The sequence below is a fragment of the Streptomyces sp. NPDC051109 genome (assembly GCF_044455885.1).
GTDB lineage: Bacteria > Actinomycetota > Actinomycetes > Streptomycetales > Streptomycetaceae > Streptomyces.
In genome coordinates, this window is sequence record NZ_JBITFF010000004.1 from 213,619 (window position 1) to 228,905 (window position 15,287).

Sequence of the window (15,287 nt, forward strand, 5' to 3'; positions counted from 1 at the left end):
CGATCGGAGAAAGGCCGGATACTGCGCTTCATGACCGAGGCCAAAAAGGACGCCGTCGACAGGGGACCCGTCCCCGCGGACGCCGTCGACGCGATCATCAACCAGTGGCACGTGGTGCGACCGGACCTGGACACCGCCCCCATGGCCGTCTTCGGCCGCATCTACCGGATCGCCCGCGCCATGGGGGACGCCGTGGAGCAGGCCTACGCCCGGTACGGGATCTCGCGCGGCGAGTTCGACGTCGTCGCGACGCTGCGCCGCTCCGGCTCCCCGTACACGCTCTCGCCGCGCCAGCTGTCGGCCACGCTCATGCTCACGACGGGCGGCATGACCGGACGCCTGGACAAGCTGGAGAAGGCCGGCCTGCTCGGCCGCAAGCCCGATCCGCACGACCGGCGCGGGCTCCAGGTGACGATCACCGACCGCGGGCTCGCCCTCGTCGACGAGGCCGTTGCCGCCGGGCTGGAGGTACAGCGGGCCGCGCTCGCGGGACTCGGCGACGAGGAGGTCGCCGTCCTGACGGGCCTGCTCCGCAAGCTGATGGCCGAGGTCTAGGGAGACGCCCCCGGGCCGAGGTCTAGGGAGACACCCCCGAGGGGCGCGGCGGCCCCGGGAACGCACGACGGGGCGCCGGGGGTCCGCACCGAAGCCGGGAAGGCATCGATATGCGGACCCCCGGCGCCCCGGAAGCCTGACGGGGACCGACCCGGTCGGGTCGGTCGGTCAGTCTGTTCAGTTGGTGGGCTGCGGCCTGTCCGACTTGTCGAGGACCATCACCAGGCCCGCGATGATCAGGAACAGCACGATCGGCGTGGCCACGTAGAGGCCGAGGGTCTGGGCGATGCTCAGACCGTTGCCCGGGTCGTCGCCGTCGTCGCGGGTCACCGCGAGCGCGGGAGACGTCATGAGCAGCATCATCAGCGTCGATCCGGCCGTGACGGCGCCGGCGCGCAGAGCGTTCTTCTTGTCCACGGTGCAAACGTAGCGAACACCTAAACGGGGCGCGCGCCCGGGGGTGCCGTACGGGCACCCGCCCCCTCCCGCACCGCGCTCAGCAGGGCGTTCGCCCGGGGCGAGGCGGCCAGCGCCTCCAGGGTCAGCGGCCGTCCCGCCGAGTCCGCGAGCGGCAGCCGCCAATTGGGGTACTGGTCCCAGGTCCCGGGCAGGTTCTGCGGCCGCCGGTCCCCCACCGCGTCGGGCAGCCAGACGCCGACCATCCGGGCCGGGGTGCGCAGCAGGAAGCCGTACAGGGCCCTTACGGCGGCCTCCTCGCCCTTGGTGTCCAGGCCGAGCCCCTCCAGTACGTCCAGCCAGCGGGCGGTGTCGGCGGCGTCCTGGGCCCGCTCCTCCTCCACCGGCTGGGTCAGCAGACCCAACCGGTCGCGCAGTTCCACATGGCCGCCGGCCAGCTTGGCGGCGGTGGGCGGCAGGTCGTGGGTGGTGGCGGTGGCCAGGCAGTCGGCGCGCCAGGCCCCGGGGGCGAGCGGCTGTCCGTCGCCCGCCCAGTCGCGTTCGAACCAGAGGACCGAGGTGCCGAGCACCCCGCGCCGGGCCAGTGCCTTGCGGACGCGCGGCTCCACCGTCCCGAGGTCCTCGCCGATGACCGGGGCCCCGGCCCGGTGGGCCTCCAGCACCAGGATCGCGAGCATCGCCTCGCCGTCGTAGGAGACGTACGTGCCGTCGGCGGGCGGGGCGCCCTCCGGGATCCACCAGAGCCGGAACAGGCCCATCACGTGGTCGATGCGCAGGGCGCCGGCGTAGCGGAAGACCCCGCGCAGCAGGGCCCGGAACGGCTCGTACCCGGTGGCCGCGAGCCGGTCGGGCCGCCACGGCGGCAGCCCCCAGTCCTGACCGCGCGCGTTGAAGGCGTCGGGCGGGGCGCCGACGGAGACGCCGGTCGCGTAGAGGGGCGGACCGAGGGTGTCCGAGCCGTGGGGGTGCACGCCGACGGCGAGGTCGTGGACGATGCCGACCGGCATCCCGGCCTCACGGGCGGCCCGCTGGGCGGCGGCGAGCTGGGCGTCCGTCAGCCAGACCAGCCAGCGGTGGAAGTCGGTCCCGCCTCCGGAACGGCCCGCGCACCAGGCGGCGTGGCGGTCGAGCGCCGCACCCTGCTCGGCGCAGAACCGGCGGTAGTCGGCCTCGCGTTCGGGGGTACGCGCAGTGGCGTACAGGAGTTCGAGGGCCTGGCGCTTCAGCTCCCAGACGGCGTCACGGTCGATCAGCGCCCCCTTTTCGAGCACCTCGCGGCGCAGCTCGGCGCCTTGGCCGGCGAGGTCGCCGAGGGCCTCCTGGTCGGGGCAGTCGGCGTACTCGGGCACGTCCTCGATCCGCAGGTGGACGGGGTCGGGGAAGCGGCGCGAGGAGGGCCGGTACGGGGAGGGGTCGGTCGGCGCCCCGGGCACGGCGGCGTGCAGCGGGTTGACCTGGACGAAGCCGGCCCCGTGGGCCCGGCCCGCCCACCGGGCGAGCGCGGCGAGATCGCCGAGGTCCCCCATGCCCCAGGACCGCTCGGAGAGCAGGGAGTACAGCTGCACGAGCACCCCGTGCACCCGGCCGCCCCCACCGGGCGCCCGCTCAGGGGCCACGATCAGCGTGGCGTCCCCGGTGCGCCCCCCGGGGGTCTCGGCGACGAGCCGGTGCACCCCGAACGGGGGCACCGCCCCCGAGCCCCGGTCCCACACCCCGCCCGTGTCGCGAGCGGTCTCCGCGCTCGGCCCGCGGCCCTCGGCCCCTCCGGCGTCGGCCTCTTCGCCCTCCAGGCGGATCCGCGTACCGGGAGGGAGCGCGGCCAGCTCGGCGGGCGGCTCCGACCCGGCCCACCACACCAGCACGGGCGGCAACAGCCGGCGCGAGGCCTCGCGCTCGGCTTCGGCCAGGTGCCGCCGTACGGCTTCCGGGGTGTCGCAGTCCACGCCCAGCTGGCGCAGCACGGCGGCGACGGTGGTCTCCGGGACCCGGACCGTAACGTCCTCGGCGGGCTGGTAGGTGGTGGCGACGCCGTGCAGCGCCGCGAGCCGGGCGAGGTCGTCCATGCGAGTACCTGTCCCTGTGTCTAGTCGCCTGCGGCAGCGGCCGCGGCGGGCGTGGTCGGTTCGCTCGTCAGCGGGGCCTCTTCGGCGAGCGGGGGCTCGCTGGTCAGCGGCGCGTACGCGGAACCGGCGAGCGGGGGCTCGCTGGTGAGGGGCCCCTCGGCGGACCCGGCCTGCGCGGGCAGGTGGGCGAGCAGAGGGGTGTGACGGGTGCCGGGTTCGGTGTTCACGGGCGGTTGCTCCTGTGTCCGTAAGGGGTGTGAGGGTGGGTCAGGAACATGGAACACCGCCGGGGAACATCGCAGCCATACCCCGTGGACAGCGCCGCATTCCTGGCGCATCCGGGTCAGAACCCCCGTGGCCCCGGAACGGACGCCGCCCGCGGCGGCACGGGTCGGCAGGCGCGGGCGGCGGAGCAGGCGCACGGGCAGGGGGCACGGGCAGGCGGCCGGACGCACGCGCCGACTTTCGGGGCGGGGCGAGGTGGGCAGGGGCTGGTCGGGAGCACGGGAAACCGCCCCCGGACACCCCCTGGTCCCGGGGCGGGCTCGGTCCTCTACGGCGCCGCCGCTACGACGCCGCCGCGCCGATGCGGTCCAGGGCCGCTTCCGCGCCGTACGGTTCCAGGTACGGCATCCAACGGGGGTCCCGGTGGCCCGTGCCGATGATGCGCCAGGCCAGACCCGATGGCGGAGCCGGCTGGTGGCGCAGGCGCCAGCCCAGCTCCAGAAGGTGCCGGTCCGCCTTGACGTGGTTGCACCGCCGGCATGCGGCGACCACGTTGTCCCACACGTGCTGCCCACCCCGGCTGCGCGGGATCACGTGGTCGACGCTGGTCGCGACCCCGCCGCAGTACATGCAGCGTCCGCCGTCGCGGGCGAACAGCGCGCGGCGGGTGAGAGGAACGGGCCCCCGGTAGGGGACCCGCACGAAGCGCTTGAGCCGGACCACGCTGGGAGCGGGGACGGCTCTCGTCGCGCTGTGCAGAAAGGCGCCGGATTCCTCCAGGGAGACAGCTTTGTTCTCCAGGACGAGGACGAGCGCGCGGCGGAGCGGTACGACGCCGAGCGGCTCGTACGACGCATTGAGGACCAGGACGTGCGGCACGGACTGCCTCCTTGTACGCCGGCGGCGCGTGGCTCGCGCCGGGACGATCTGCTCTCCAGTCTCCCCTTACGGCTGGTCGAAGCGCCACCACGCGCCCGTAACGGGTCCGAGGTGTTTTCAACCACACCCGCTTCATCCCCAGGTGAGCCCGGTCTCTCCCTCGAACACGGCAACGGGGTCACCCGAATGCCCCGTTAGTGTGGATGACCTGCCCCGCACATCCCTTTCCGCGGGCAGACCGCTATACCTGGAGGTTCCCGTCGTGCCCTGGCCTGCCGCCCTGCTGCCCCTGGCAGCCGACACCCCGGACCCGGCCGCTTCCGTCAAGGAGGCCCACGAGAGCGTCACGAACGCCGCCAGTTTCATCGAGGAGAACTGGGCCGGATGGCTGTACCTCGGCCTGAAGATCCTGCTGATCCTGGTGATCGCGGCCGCGCTCCGCTCGCTGGTCCGCAAGTCGCTGACCAAGCTCATAATGCGCATGAACCGGGGCGCCGAGGCCGTCGAGGGCATGGCGCTCGGCGGGCTCCTCGTCAACGCGGAGCGGCGGCGGCAGCGCTCCGAGGCGATCGGCTCGGTCCTGCGTTCGGTGGCCTCCTTCCTGATCCTCGGCACGGCCGGGCTGATGGTGCTCGGCGCGCTGGGCATCAACCTGGGCCCGCTGCTCGCGAGCGCCGGTGTGGCCGGTGTGGCGATCGGTTTCGGCGCGCGGAACCTGGTGACGGACTTCCTGTCCGGCGTGTTCATGATCCTTGAGGACCAGTACGGCGTCGGCGACAAGATCGACGCGGGGGTGGCCTCCGGCGAGGTCGTCGAGGTGGGCCTGCGCGTCACCAAGCTGCGCGGCGACAACGGCGAGATCTGGTACGTCCGCAACGGCGAGATCAAGCGGATCGGCAACCTCAGCCAGGGCTGGGCGACGGCGGGCGTGAACGTCCACGTCAAGCCGTCGGAGAGCCTCACCCGCATCCGTGAAGTGGTCAAGCACGTCGCGGAGGGCCTGGCCAAGGAGTCCCCGTGGGACGAGCGCCTGTGGGGCCCGGTGGAGGTGCTGGGCCTGGACGAGGTGCTGCTGGCCTCCATGACGGTGAAGGTGTCGGCGAAGACGATGCCGGGCCAGCAGTTCGCCGTGGAGCGCGAGCTGCGCTGGCGGATCAAGGAGGCCTTCGACGAGGCCGGCATCCGGATCATCGGCGGCATGCCGGCCGCCGAGGACGAGGAGGACGCCGCCTCCGCCGACCCCTCGGCCGCCGTGGCCGCGCCGTCGGCGCTCGCGAACCCGGCCTCCCCGCAGTCCCTGGCCACCGCCCCGATCCCGGCGCCGGCCTCCGGCGCCCCCCGGATCACCAAGTAGCCCCCTTCCCCCTCCCCTCCCTCCCGCACCACCCCGCTGCCCCCGCAGGTTCATATCTGCGGGGGCAGCGGCATTGACACAGCTCAAACCGCGATAGGAAACTTACCTAACAGTTTCTGAAGGACACGGCCACGGCACGGACGCGGCCAGGTGAGCGGAGAGCGCCCATGACCGGCACCACCCCCGGTACCCCCAGCCTGCTGCGGGTCATGAACGACCGCGCCGCACTGGACCTGCTGCTGGAGCACGGGCCCCTGTCCCGCACCCGGATCGGCCGGCTCACCGGGCTCTCCAAGCCCACCGCCTCCCAGCTGCTGGCCCGCCTCGAAGCCGCCGGGCTGGTCGTGGCCTCCGGCACCGCCGGCGGCCGCCCCGGCCCCAACGCCCAGCTGTACGGGGTCAACCCGCGCGCCGCCCACGTCGCCGGACTGGACGTCACCCCGGGCGGCATCGTCGCGGCCGTCGCCGATCTCACCGGCGAGGTGATCGGCAGCCACGAGCTCCCGTACGCCGAGGGCACCGGGGCCGTCGACCGGGTCGCCCTGGCCCTCGGCGGGGCCGTCAAGGACGCCGGGCTCCAGCACTCCGACATCCACCGGGTCGTCATCGCCACCCCGGGCTCCTTCGACCCGAGGACCGGGGCGCTGCGCTACGCCGACCACCTGCCCGGCTGGCACTCCCCCACCCTGCTGGAGGAGCTGGCGGCGGCCCTGCCGATGCCGGTCGAGTACGAGAACGACGTGAACCTGGCCGCGGTCGCCGAGCAGCGGCTCGGCGCGGCCCGCGGCCACGGGGACTTCGTCCTGCTGTGGAACGAGGAGGGCCTCGGCGCCGCCCTGGTGCTCGGCGGCCGGCTGCACCGCGGGTGGACCGGCGGCGCCGGGGAGGTCGGGTTCCTGCCCGTGCCGGGCCATCCCCTGGTCCGGCACGTCACCCAGGTCAACTCCGGCGGCTACCAGGAGCTGGCCGGCGCACAGGCGGTGGCCGGAATGGCGGCCGCGCTGGGCATCGGGGCGCCGCCCGGGACCGCCGCCGCGCAGCCCTCCGGGCCCGGCGCCGGACCGGCGGCCACGCCGGTCACCGCACCCGTCGCCACCGCGGTCGCGCTGCTGGCGCAGGCCGCCGAGCACCCCGACGGGGCGAACCTGCTGCTGCTCCGGCAGTACGCCACGGCCCTGGCCACCGGCATCGCCTCGCTGGTCGCCGTACTGGACCCCGAGATCGTGGTCCTGTCCGGCGCGGTGACCGCCGCCGGCGGGGACGTGCTGCGCGAGCTCGTCGAGGCCGAGCTCGCCGACCTCGCCCCCTCCCGGCCGCGCCTGGTGTCCGGCACCGTGTGCGACCGGCCCGTACTGCGCGGCGCGCTGGAGAGCGCCCTCGCCACCACCCGCGACGAGGTCTTCGACACCTCGCGCCGCTGACCGCCCCACCCCCGCACGACCAGCACCCCCGGCACCACCCCCGGCACCCCCTCCTCGTCGCACCCCTGGCACCCGTCCGGAAGTTCCTCCCGCAGAGAGCGAGCCCCGCCATGCCCAGAACCAGCCGTCTGACCGCCGCGGCCACCGCCGTCGCCGCGCTGTCCGTCCTCGCCACCGCGTGTACGGGCCAGAGCGGCTCCGCGGCATCCGACGATCCGAACAAGGAGGTCACGCTCAACTTCTGGCACGGCTGGTCCGCGCCGAGCGAGGCCAAGGCGATCGAGGAGAACATCGCCCGGTTCGAGAAGGCGCACCCGAACATCAAGGTCAAGGTCACGGGCAACATGACCGACGACAAGATCAACCAGGCGCTGCGGGCGGGCGGGGACAAGGCCCCCGACGTGGTCTCCTCCTTCACCACCGACAGCGTCGGCAAGTTCTGCAACTCCGGCGCCTTCGCCGACCTGAACCCCTTCCTCCGGAAGTCCGGCATAGACAAGGCGAAGGTCTTCCCCAAGACGCTGCTGGAGTACACCCAGTTCAACGGCAACCAGTGCACGCTGCCGCTGCTGAACGACGCGTACGGCCTCGTCTACAACAAGGACGCCTTCAAGGCGGCGGGCATCACCGAGCCGCCGAAGACGTGGAGCCAGTTCGCCGAGGTCGCGCAGAAGCTGACCAAGCCCAACGGGGACTCGTACGACCAGCTCGGCATCATGCCGACCTACCACGGCTACGAGACCACCCCCGTGCGCCTGGCCGCGCAGTGGAGCCCGAAGTACTTCGACGCCGACGGCAAGTCGAACCTGGCCAAGGACCCGGCGTTCGCGAACATGCTGACGGCGCAGAAGGACCTGGTGGCCAAGCTCGGCGGCTACGAGAAGCTGGAGAAGTTCCGCAGCACCTTCGGCGACGAGTGGAGCGCCGAGCACCCCTTCCACAAGGGACAGGTCGCGATGCAGATCGACGGCGAATGGCGGGCCGCGATGGCCAAGGAGGCCGGGGTCGCCTTCGAGATCGGCACCGCGCCGCTGCCGGTGCCGGACGACCAGGCCGGCGACTACGGCAAGGGCTACCTCTCCGGCACGATCATGGGCATCGCGTCGGGCAGCAAGAAGCAGAACGCCTCCTGGGAGCTGGTGAAGTACATGACCACCGACACCGGGGCGGTCGTGGCGTTCGCCAACGCCATCCACAACGTGCCCTCCACCCTGGCTGCCCTGGAGTCCCCGGACCTCCAGGTCACCCCCGAGTTCAAGACCTTCATCGACATCGCCCGGCACCCGAAGTCGAACACCACCCCGGCCCAGGCCGACGGCGGCACCTACCAGCTGACCTTCCAGGACCTCGCGTACGCGGTCGAGAAGGGCGACGTCGCCGACGTCCCGGCCGGCCTCGCCAAGACCGGCCTGCAGATCGACACGGACATCGCGAAGGCGAAGTAGCCCCGATGACCAGCACCGGCACCAGCCCCGTCGCACCCCCGCTGCGGGTGAAGCGCCGGCGGTCCGCCCTGCGGACCGCGGCCTTCATGTCGCCCTGGCTGATCGGGTTCGCGGTCTTCTTCGCGTACCCGCTCCTGTCCACCGTGTACTTCTCCTTCACGAAGTACGACGGTTTCCGCCCGCCCGTCTTCAACGGCCTCGACAACTGGTCGTACGTCTTCACGGACTATCCGCTGTTCTGGCCGGCCATGCGCAACACCCTGTGGCTGGTCGTGGTGATGGTCGCCTGCCGGGTCGTCTTCGGCCTCGGCGTCGGCCTGCTCATCACGAAGATCAAGACGGGGGCGGGGATCTTCCGGACCCTGTTCTACCTTCCCTACCTCGCCCCGCCGGTGGCCGCGACCCTGGCCTTCGTCTTCCTGCTCAACCCCGGCACCGGCCCGGTCAACACCCTGCTGGAGGCCGTCGGCCTGCCCGCCCCCGGCTGGTTCACCGACGCCGACTGGTCCAAGCCCGCGCTCACCGTCCTGGCGGTGTGGGGGGTCGGCGACCTCATGGTCATCTTCATGGCCGCGCTGCTCGACGTACCGAAGGAGCAGTACGAGGCCGCCGAGCTGGACGGGGCCGGCGCCTGGGCGCGGTTCCGGCACATCACCCTGCCGAACATCTCGCCGATCATCCTGTTCGCGGTGGTCACCGGAGTCATCCAGGCCATGCAGTACTACACGCAACCCCTGGTGGCCGGGAAGGTCGCCGCGGGCGTCATCGGCGGCTCGGGCCAGCAGTTCGAGCCGGGCTACCCCGACAAGTCCACACTGACCCTCCCCCAGGTCGTCTACAACGTCGGCTTCCAGCGCTTCGACTACGGCACCGCGTGTGTCGTCGCGCTGGTCCTCTTCGCCCTCTCCATGGCCTTCACCGCACTCCTGATGCGCCGCCGTGGCGGGCTGATCGGAGCAGGTGACTGAGATGGCCCAATTGACCGACACGAAGGCGCCCCGAGCCGTGCGGCCGTCCGGGGCGGCCTCACGGACGACCGGACCGCGCCGCAGCGGCAGCGCCGGCGCCGGCCGCAAGGCCCTCCTGCACTGGATCGGCGTGCACGCCCTCGGCGTCGCCGCCGCCCTGTTCTTCGTCCTCCCGTTCGTCTTCCTCTTCCTGACCTCCCTGATGAGCGACCAGCAGGCACTGACCCGCGACCTGGTGCCCGACACCTGGGAATGGGGCAACTACGCCAAGGTGTGGAACACCCCCGGCTTCCTGACCTGGTGGCGCAACACCCTGCTGTACGCGGGGCTGGGCACGCTGCTGACCGTGGTCTCCTCGGTGCCCGTGGCGTACGCGCTCGCCAAGTTCCGCTTCCGCGGGCGGCGGCTGTCGCTGCTGCTGGTGATCGCCATGATGATGCTGCCGCCGCAGGTGGTGGTCATCCCGATGTACCTGTTCTGGGCCAAGCAGCTGGACCTGTCCGGCACCCTGTGGCCCCTGATCATCCCGATGGCGTTCGGCGACGCGTTCTCGATCTTCCTGCTCCGCCAGTTCCTGCTGACCATCCCCGACGAGTACCTGGACGCGGCCAAGGTCGACGGCTGTGGCGAGGTCCGCACCCTGCTGCGCGTCGTCCTGCCGATGGCCAGGCCGGGGATCGCCGCCGTCGCGCTGTTCCAGTTCTTCTCCGCCTGGAACGACTACTTCGGCCCGCAGATCTACGCCTCGGACAATCCCGCCGCCTGGACCCTCAGTTACGGACTGGAGTCCTTCAAGGGGGCGCACCACACCAACTGGAACCTCACCATGGCCGCGACCGTGCTGGTCATGGCGCCGGTGATCGTCCTCTTCTTCTTCGCCCAGAAGGCGTTCGTCGAGGGCGTCACCCTGACGGGAGTGAAAGGCTAGTGACCATGAAACTCGCAGTGGTGGGCGGCGGTTCCACCTACACGCCCGAGTTGATCGACGGCTTCGCTCGGCTGCGCGACACCCTGCCGGTCAGCGAGCTGGTGCTGATCGACCCCGCCACCGAGCGGCTGGATCTGATCGGTGCGCTGGCACGGCGGATCTTCGCCAAGCAGGGGCACCCGGGGCGGGTCACCACCACCGCCGATCTGGACGCGGGAGTCGAGGGCGCCGACGCTGTCCTGCTCCAGCTGCGCATCGGCGGGCAGGCCGCCCGGCTCCAGGACGAGACCTGGCCCCTGGAGTGCGGCTGCGTGGGGCAGGAGACCACCGGGGCCGGCGGCCTCGCCAAGGCGCTGCGGACGGTGCCGGTGGTACTGGACATCGCCGAGCGGGTCCGGCGGGCCAACCCGGACGCGTGGATCATCGACTTCACCAACCCGGTCGGGATCGTCACCCGCGCCCTGCTGCAGGCCGGGCACAAGGCCGTCGGACTGTGCAACGTGGCCATCGGCTTCCAGCGGAAGTTCGCGGCGCTGCTGGACCTGGCCCCGGCCGACATCCACCTGGACCACGTGGGCCTCAACCACCTCACCTGGGAGCTGGGGGTGCGCAAGGGCGGCCCCGAGGGCGAGGACCTGCTGCCCCTGCTGCTCGCCGAGCACGGCGCGGCCGTCGCCGAGGACCTGCGGCTGCCCCGCGCGGTGCTGGACCGCCTGGGCGTCGTGCCCTCGTACTACCTGCGGTACTTCTACGCGCACGACGCCGTGGTGCGCGAGCTGGGCGGCAAGCCCTCGCGGGCCGCCGAGGTCGCCGCGATGGAGCGGGAGCTGCTCGCCCTGTACGCCGATCCGGCGCTGGACGAGAAGCCCGAGCTGCTGGCCAGGCGGGGCGGGGCCTTCTACTCGGAGGCGGCCGTGGACCTGGCGGCGGCGCTGCTGGGCGACGGCGGGCCGGGCCCGGCCGCCGTGCAGGTGGTCAACACGCTCAACAACGGCACCCTCCCGTTCCTCCCGGACGACGCGGTGATCGAGGTGCAGGCCCGGGTGGACCGCGCCGGCCCGGTGCCGCTGGCCGTGCCCCGGCTGGACCCGCTGTACGCCGGACTGGTCGCGCACGTGACGGCGTACGAGGACCTGGCGCTGGACGCGGCCGTACGCGGCGGTCGCGAGCGGGTCTTCAAGGCGCTGCTGGCGCACCCGCTGGTCGGCCAGTTCGACCTCGCGCAGGGGCTGACCGACCGGCTCCTCGCGCACAACAAGGAGCACCTGGCATGGGCGTGACCCCAACCGCCCCAGTCGGCCCAACCGCCCCAGCCGGCCCAGCCTCCCCTCCCACCCGGCCCGCCGTCCTGGCCATCGACGCGGGCAACAGCAAGACGGACGCGGCACTGATCGCCGCGGACGGCACGGTCCTCGGCACCGGGCACTCCGGCGGCTTCCAGCCGCAGCGCACCGGTGTCGAGGAGGCGGTGGACGTCCTGGGGCGGGCGGTCGCGGAGGCCGCCGGGGCAGCCGCGCTGCACCTGCCGGCGCCCGGGCCCGGGTCAGGGGTCCGGTACGCCGACCAGGTCTCGGCGTGCCTGGCCAATGCCGACCTCCCCGTGGAGGAGCGCCAACTCGCGGAGGCGATCGGCGCGCGCGGCTGGGGCTCGGCCACCCGGGTGTTCAACGACACCTTCGCGATCCTGCGCGCGGGGCTCTCCGGGGGCGAGCCGCCGCGGGGGGTCGCGGTGGTGTGCGGGGCCGGCATCAACTGCGTGGGGATGCGGCCCGACGGGCGCACGGCCCGCTTCCCGGCCCTCGGGCAGATCTCCGGGGACTGGGGCGGCGGGGGCGGCCTGGCCGCGGAGGCCCTGTGGTGGGCGGCGCGGGCGGAGGACGGTCGCGGCGGCCCGACGGAGCTGGCGGCCGCGCTGCCGGAGCACTTCGGACTCGGTTCGATGGCCGAGCTGATCGAGGCGCTGCACCTGGGGACGCTTGCGCCCGGGCGGACCCACGAGCTGGTGCCGGTGCTGTTCTCGGTGGCCGCGGCGGGCGATGCGGTGGCCTCGGCGATCGTGGAGCGGCAGGCGGACGAGGTGGTGGCGCTGGCCTCGGTGGCGCTGGCCCGGCTGGAACTGCTGGAGGAGGAGGCTCCGGTGCTGCTCGGCGGCGGTGTCCTCACGGCCGGCCACGAGCAGTTGCATGAGCGGATCTCGGCCGGGCTGGCCCGGCGGGCACCGCATGCCCGGGTGTCGGTGGTCTCGGCCCCGCCCGTACTGGGTGCGGGACTACTGGGGCTGGACGCGCTCGGGGCCCCGCCCGAGGCCCATGGGAAACTCCGTGCCCATTTCGGGTGAACCCGCCCCTGGAGGCCGCGCGTCTGGAACCGTGGCGGCCGTGGAGACGTATTCACGGTGAAGGGGTGGGGGTCGGCGCACACCGGTGGGGATCGCCAAGATCCAGCACCGGGTGCTGTGGTTGACCTCCACTACGGCCATACTGCTGCGGAGCAGTCAGGACCGAGGGGGAGGTCACGGTGGCCATCACATCACGCGCGCCCGCGCCCGGGGGCGCTGTCGCCGTGCCGCCCCCGGGGCCGCCGGAGGTGCCTCCCCGGCCGGGTACGGCCTGGGCCGAGGGCCTGGAGCGGCTGCGCGCGGCCGCCACGACCGAGCCCGGCCGGCTGCGGATCATCGGGGCGGTGCTGGCCGGCCTGGTGCTGCTGTTCGGCATGGTGACCGTCTGGCAGATCTCCTCCCGGGTCGACGCCGCGGACGACGTGGTGGGCCGCAGCCAGCCGCTGAGCGCGGACGCGGCGAGCATCTACCGCTCCCTCGCGGATGCCGACACGGCCTCCTCCAGCGGTTTCCTGGCCGGCGGCGACGAGCCGCGCGAGGTCCGCGAGCGGTACGAGAAGGACATCGCCAACGCCTCGAAGCTGTTGGTGAACGCGGCCGCCAACACCGGCGCGGCGAACGAGGACTCGCGCAAGCAGATCGCGCTGCTGGGCGAGCAGCTGCCCCGCTACACGGGCCTGATCGAGCAGGCCCGCGCCACGAACAAGCAGGGCCTGCCGCTGGGCGGCGCCTATCTGCGGTACGCCAACGAACAGATGAGCACGCAGCTGCTGCCCGCCGCGCAGCGGCTGTACGAGGCGGAGACCGACCGGCTCTACACGGACTACGACGACGCCCGCTCGCTGCCGCTGGCCTCGCTCGGCACCGGCCTGCTCGCGCTGGCCGCGCTGGCATGGGCTCAGCGCCGCGACCACCACCGCACGAACCGGGTCTTCAACCACGGCCTCGCGGCGGCGACGGCCGCCTCTCTGGTGGTGCTGCTGTGGCTGGCCGTGGGGCACACGGTCGCCCGGTCGGGGCTGGCCGAGGCCCGGGCGGAGGGGCAGGAGTCGCTGAAGGTGCTCAACGACGCGCGGATCGCCTCGCTCCAGGCGCGCGCCAGTGAGAACCTGACGCTGATCGCGCGGGGCGCCGTACTGGCCGCGGACAACAAGTCCGACAAGTACGACGTGGACTTCACGGCCGAGATGAAGGAACTGGACGCGGGGCTGGCGACGGCGCGGAAGCTGGCCGACGACAGCAGCGGGCGGGAGCCGGTGGCCCGCGCCGAGGACGGCGTCAAGGAGTGGAAGCAGCGGCACGCGGCGGCCCGGGAGACCGACTTGCGCGGCGACTACCAGGCCGCCCTGCCCCAGGTCATCGGGGACAAGGACCACAAGGACAGCAGCGGGGCCTCGTTCGACACGGTGGACGCGTCCCTCGAGCAGGCGGTGGCCCATGAGCAGAAGGAGTTCACCCTGGCGGCCCGGGGCGGGCTCGGTGCGCTGGGCGGTTTGGTGACGGGTTCGGCCGCCCTGGCGGTCATCGGCGCGGCGGCGGCACTGCTCGGCATCGGGCGCCGGCTTTCGGAGTACAGGTGACAGCGATGCGGATACGCGTGAAGTCCCACGACGAGGGCCACGACGGCGGAGCACCCGGTGCGGCCGGGACGCCCGGCCGCGTGCCCCGTGCCTCCGGGCCGCGGCGCGTGGCTGCGCGGCTGCGCGGCTGGGGCGGGGTGAGCGCGATGGCCGCCGCCTGCGCGGTGACAGCCGCGGCCGTCCTGCTGCCGCTGGCCCAGGCGGCCCCGGAGAGCGGCCACCCCGCCCTGGTCCGCGAACCCGCCTCGATGGCGGCCGCCCCGGCCCCCTGGTCGCTCACCGACACCTGCCAGGACCCGGAGGCCAGCCTGCGCCCGAACGGCGTGGACGGGCCGGCCATCGAGCGGATCCGCAAGGCGGGCAAACTCGTCGCCGGCGTGGACCAGAACAGCTTCAAGTGGGGCTACCGCAACCCGGTCGACGGCCGCCTCGACGGGTTCGACATCGCCCTGGTCAAGGCCATCGCGAAGGACATCCTGGGCGATGAGAACGCGGTCATCTACCGGGCCATCCCCACCAGCCAGCGCGTCCCCGCGCTCCAGGACGGCCGCGTCGACGTCGTCGTACGGACCATGACGATCAACTGCAAGCGGCTGGAGGACGTCGCCTTCTCGACGGCGTACTTCGAGGCCGGGCAGCAGGTCCTGGCCCCCAAGGGCTCGCCGATCACCGGGTACGACGCCTCTCTGAAGGACCGCCGGATCTGCACCGCGGCCGGCTCCACGGCCGAGGCGGCGCTCAAGGCCCAGCCGTACGGCTCGGTGCCGGTCAGCGTGCCCAACCAGCTCGACTGCCTGGTCCGGCTCCAGCTGGGCGAGGTGGACGGCATCATCACGGACAACGCGCTCGCGGCCGGCCAGGCCGCGCAGGACCCGTCGGTGCGCCTCGTCGGCTCCCCGTTCACCAGGGAGTTCTACGGGGTGGCCATGAACAAGGACGCCTCCGACCTGGTGCGCCGGGTCAACAAGGTGCTGGAGGGCTACCGCGCCGGCGGTGACAACAGCCCCTGGATGCAGGCGTACGTCACGCACCTCAAGCCCGTGCTGCCCGGCGTGGCCGGACCGCCCGCGCCGAAGTACCGGGACGGCTGAGACAGGTGGCAGAGTCGGAGCCC

General features: G+C 73.0%; 14 protein-coding genes. 10 read left to right on the forward strand and 4 right to left on the reverse strand.

The annotated features are described in order from the left end of the window. Positions 1–30: 30 nt before the first annotated feature. On the forward strand, positions 31–555 hold the full coding sequence (locus tag ACIBAD_RS09760) for a MarR family transcriptional regulator (RefSeq protein WP_134075513.1): 525 nt from the start codon (positions 31–33) through the stop codon (positions 553–555). Positions 556–732: 177 nt separating this feature from the next. On the opposite strand, the gene ACIBAD_RS09765 is transcribed toward ACIBAD_RS09760, so the two are convergent. From ACIBAD_RS09765 to ACIBAD_RS09780, 4 genes are all read right to left on the reverse strand, one after another. Further along, positions 733–972, reverse strand: a complete 240-nt coding sequence (locus ACIBAD_RS09765) for a hypothetical protein (RefSeq protein ID WP_134075514.1) — start codon at positions 970–972, stop codon at positions 733–735. Positions 973–992: 20 nt separating this feature from the next. Then, positions 993–3,035, reverse strand: coding sequence for a 4-alpha-glucanotransferase (locus ACIBAD_RS09770; protein WP_398905623.1), 2,043 nt, complete (start codon positions 3,033–3,035; stop codon positions 993–995). A 20-nt stretch (positions 3,036–3,055) separates the two neighbouring features. Then, positions 3,056–3,262 (reverse strand): hypothetical protein, encoded by a 207-nt coding sequence (locus ACIBAD_RS09775; RefSeq protein WP_398905624.1) that lies wholly within the window; start codon positions 3,260–3,262, stop codon positions 3,056–3,058. A gap of 340 nt (positions 3,263–3,602) precedes the next feature. Beyond that, a complete protein-coding gene (locus ACIBAD_RS09780) occupies positions 3,603–4,139 on the reverse strand; it encodes an HNH endonuclease (RefSeq protein ID WP_134075515.1) in 537 nt (178 codons plus the stop codon). Positions 4,140–4,401: 262 nt separating this feature from the next. Between ACIBAD_RS09780 and ACIBAD_RS09785 the strand changes: the two genes are divergently transcribed. The 9 genes from ACIBAD_RS09785 to ACIBAD_RS09825 all read left to right on the forward strand — a co-directional run bounded on the left by ACIBAD_RS09785 (position 4,402) and on the right by ACIBAD_RS09825 (position 15,264). After that, positions 4,402–5,493, forward strand: coding sequence for a mechanosensitive ion channel family protein (locus ACIBAD_RS09785; protein ID WP_398905626.1), 1,092 nt, complete (start codon positions 4,402–4,404; stop codon positions 5,491–5,493). A 167-nt stretch (positions 5,494–5,660) separates the two neighbouring features. After that, positions 5,661–6,914: an ROK family protein gene (locus ACIBAD_RS09790; RefSeq protein ID WP_398905628.1), complete on the forward strand. Its 1,254-nt coding sequence runs from the start codon at positions 5,661–5,663 to the stop codon at positions 6,912–6,914. 110 nt (positions 6,915–7,024) lie between these two features. Beyond that, a complete protein-coding gene (locus tag ACIBAD_RS09795) occupies positions 7,025–8,359 on the forward strand; it encodes an ABC transporter substrate-binding protein (RefSeq protein ID WP_398905630.1) in 1,335 nt (444 codons plus the stop codon). Between the two features lie 5 nt (positions 8,360–8,364). Further along, positions 8,365–9,327: a carbohydrate ABC transporter permease gene (locus tag ACIBAD_RS09800; RefSeq protein WP_053690343.1), complete on the forward strand. Its 963-nt coding sequence runs from the start codon at positions 8,365–8,367 to the stop codon at positions 9,325–9,327. A gap of 1 nt (position 9,328) precedes the next feature. Next, a complete protein-coding gene (locus tag ACIBAD_RS09805; protein WP_134075518.1) occupies positions 9,329–10,255 on the forward strand; it encodes a carbohydrate ABC transporter permease in 927 nt (308 codons plus the stop codon). Between the two features lie 5 nt (positions 10,256–10,260). Further along, a complete protein-coding gene (locus ACIBAD_RS09810; RefSeq protein WP_134075519.1) occupies positions 10,261–11,535 on the forward strand; it encodes a 6-phospho-beta-glucosidase in 1,275 nt (424 codons plus the stop codon). Continuing rightward, positions 11,526–12,593 carry an N-acetylglucosamine kinase gene (locus tag ACIBAD_RS09815; protein WP_398905633.1) on the forward strand — a complete coding sequence of 356 codons (1,068 nt, stop codon included), beginning with the start codon at positions 11,526–11,528 and terminating at the stop codon, positions 12,591–12,593. The genes ACIBAD_RS09810 and ACIBAD_RS09815 overlap by 10 nt, the downstream gene beginning before the upstream one ends. 248 nt (positions 12,594–12,841) lie before the next feature. Next, positions 12,842–14,173, forward strand: coding sequence for a hypothetical protein (locus tag ACIBAD_RS09820; protein ID WP_134075888.1), 1,332 nt, complete (start codon positions 12,842–12,844; stop codon positions 14,171–14,173). Positions 14,174–14,178: 5 nt separating this feature from the next. After that, positions 14,179–15,264 (forward strand): glutamate ABC transporter substrate-binding protein, encoded by a 1,086-nt coding sequence (locus ACIBAD_RS09825; protein ID WP_134075521.1) that lies wholly within the window; start codon positions 14,179–14,181, stop codon positions 15,262–15,264. Positions 15,265–15,287: the final 23 nt, after the last annotated feature.

Excerpts from the sequence above, each read along its gene's own strand:
- ACIBAD_RS09760 (WP_134075513.1), top strand. The coding sequence starts at position 31 with ATGACCGAGGCCAAAAAGGACGCCGTCGACAGGGGACCCGTCCCCGCG.
- ACIBAD_RS09770 (WP_398905623.1), bottom strand. The coding sequence starts at position 3,035 with ATGGACGACCTCGCCCGGCTCGCGGCGCTGCACGGCGTCGCCACCACC.
- ACIBAD_RS09790 (WP_398905628.1), top strand. The coding sequence starts at position 5,661 with ATGACCGGCACCACCCCCGGTACCCCCAGCCTGCTGCGGGTCATGAAC.
- ACIBAD_RS09795 (WP_398905630.1), top strand. The coding sequence starts at position 7,025 with ATGCCCAGAACCAGCCGTCTGACCGCCGCGGCCACCGCCGTCGCCGCG.
- ACIBAD_RS09800 (WP_053690343.1), top strand. The coding sequence starts at position 8,365 with ATGACCAGCACCGGCACCAGCCCCGTCGCACCCCCGCTGCGGGTGAAG.
- ACIBAD_RS09805 (WP_134075518.1), top strand. The coding sequence starts at position 9,329 with ATGGCCCAATTGACCGACACGAAGGCGCCCCGAGCCGTGCGGCCGTCC.
- ACIBAD_RS09810 (WP_134075519.1), top strand. The coding sequence starts at position 10,261 with ATGAAACTCGCAGTGGTGGGCGGCGGTTCCACCTACACGCCCGAGTTG.
- ACIBAD_RS09815 (WP_398905633.1), top strand. The coding sequence starts at position 11,526 with ATGGGCGTGACCCCAACCGCCCCAGTCGGCCCAACCGCCCCAGCCGGC.
- ACIBAD_RS09825 (WP_134075521.1), top strand. The coding sequence starts at position 14,179 with ATGCGGATACGCGTGAAGTCCCACGACGAGGGCCACGACGGCGGAGCA.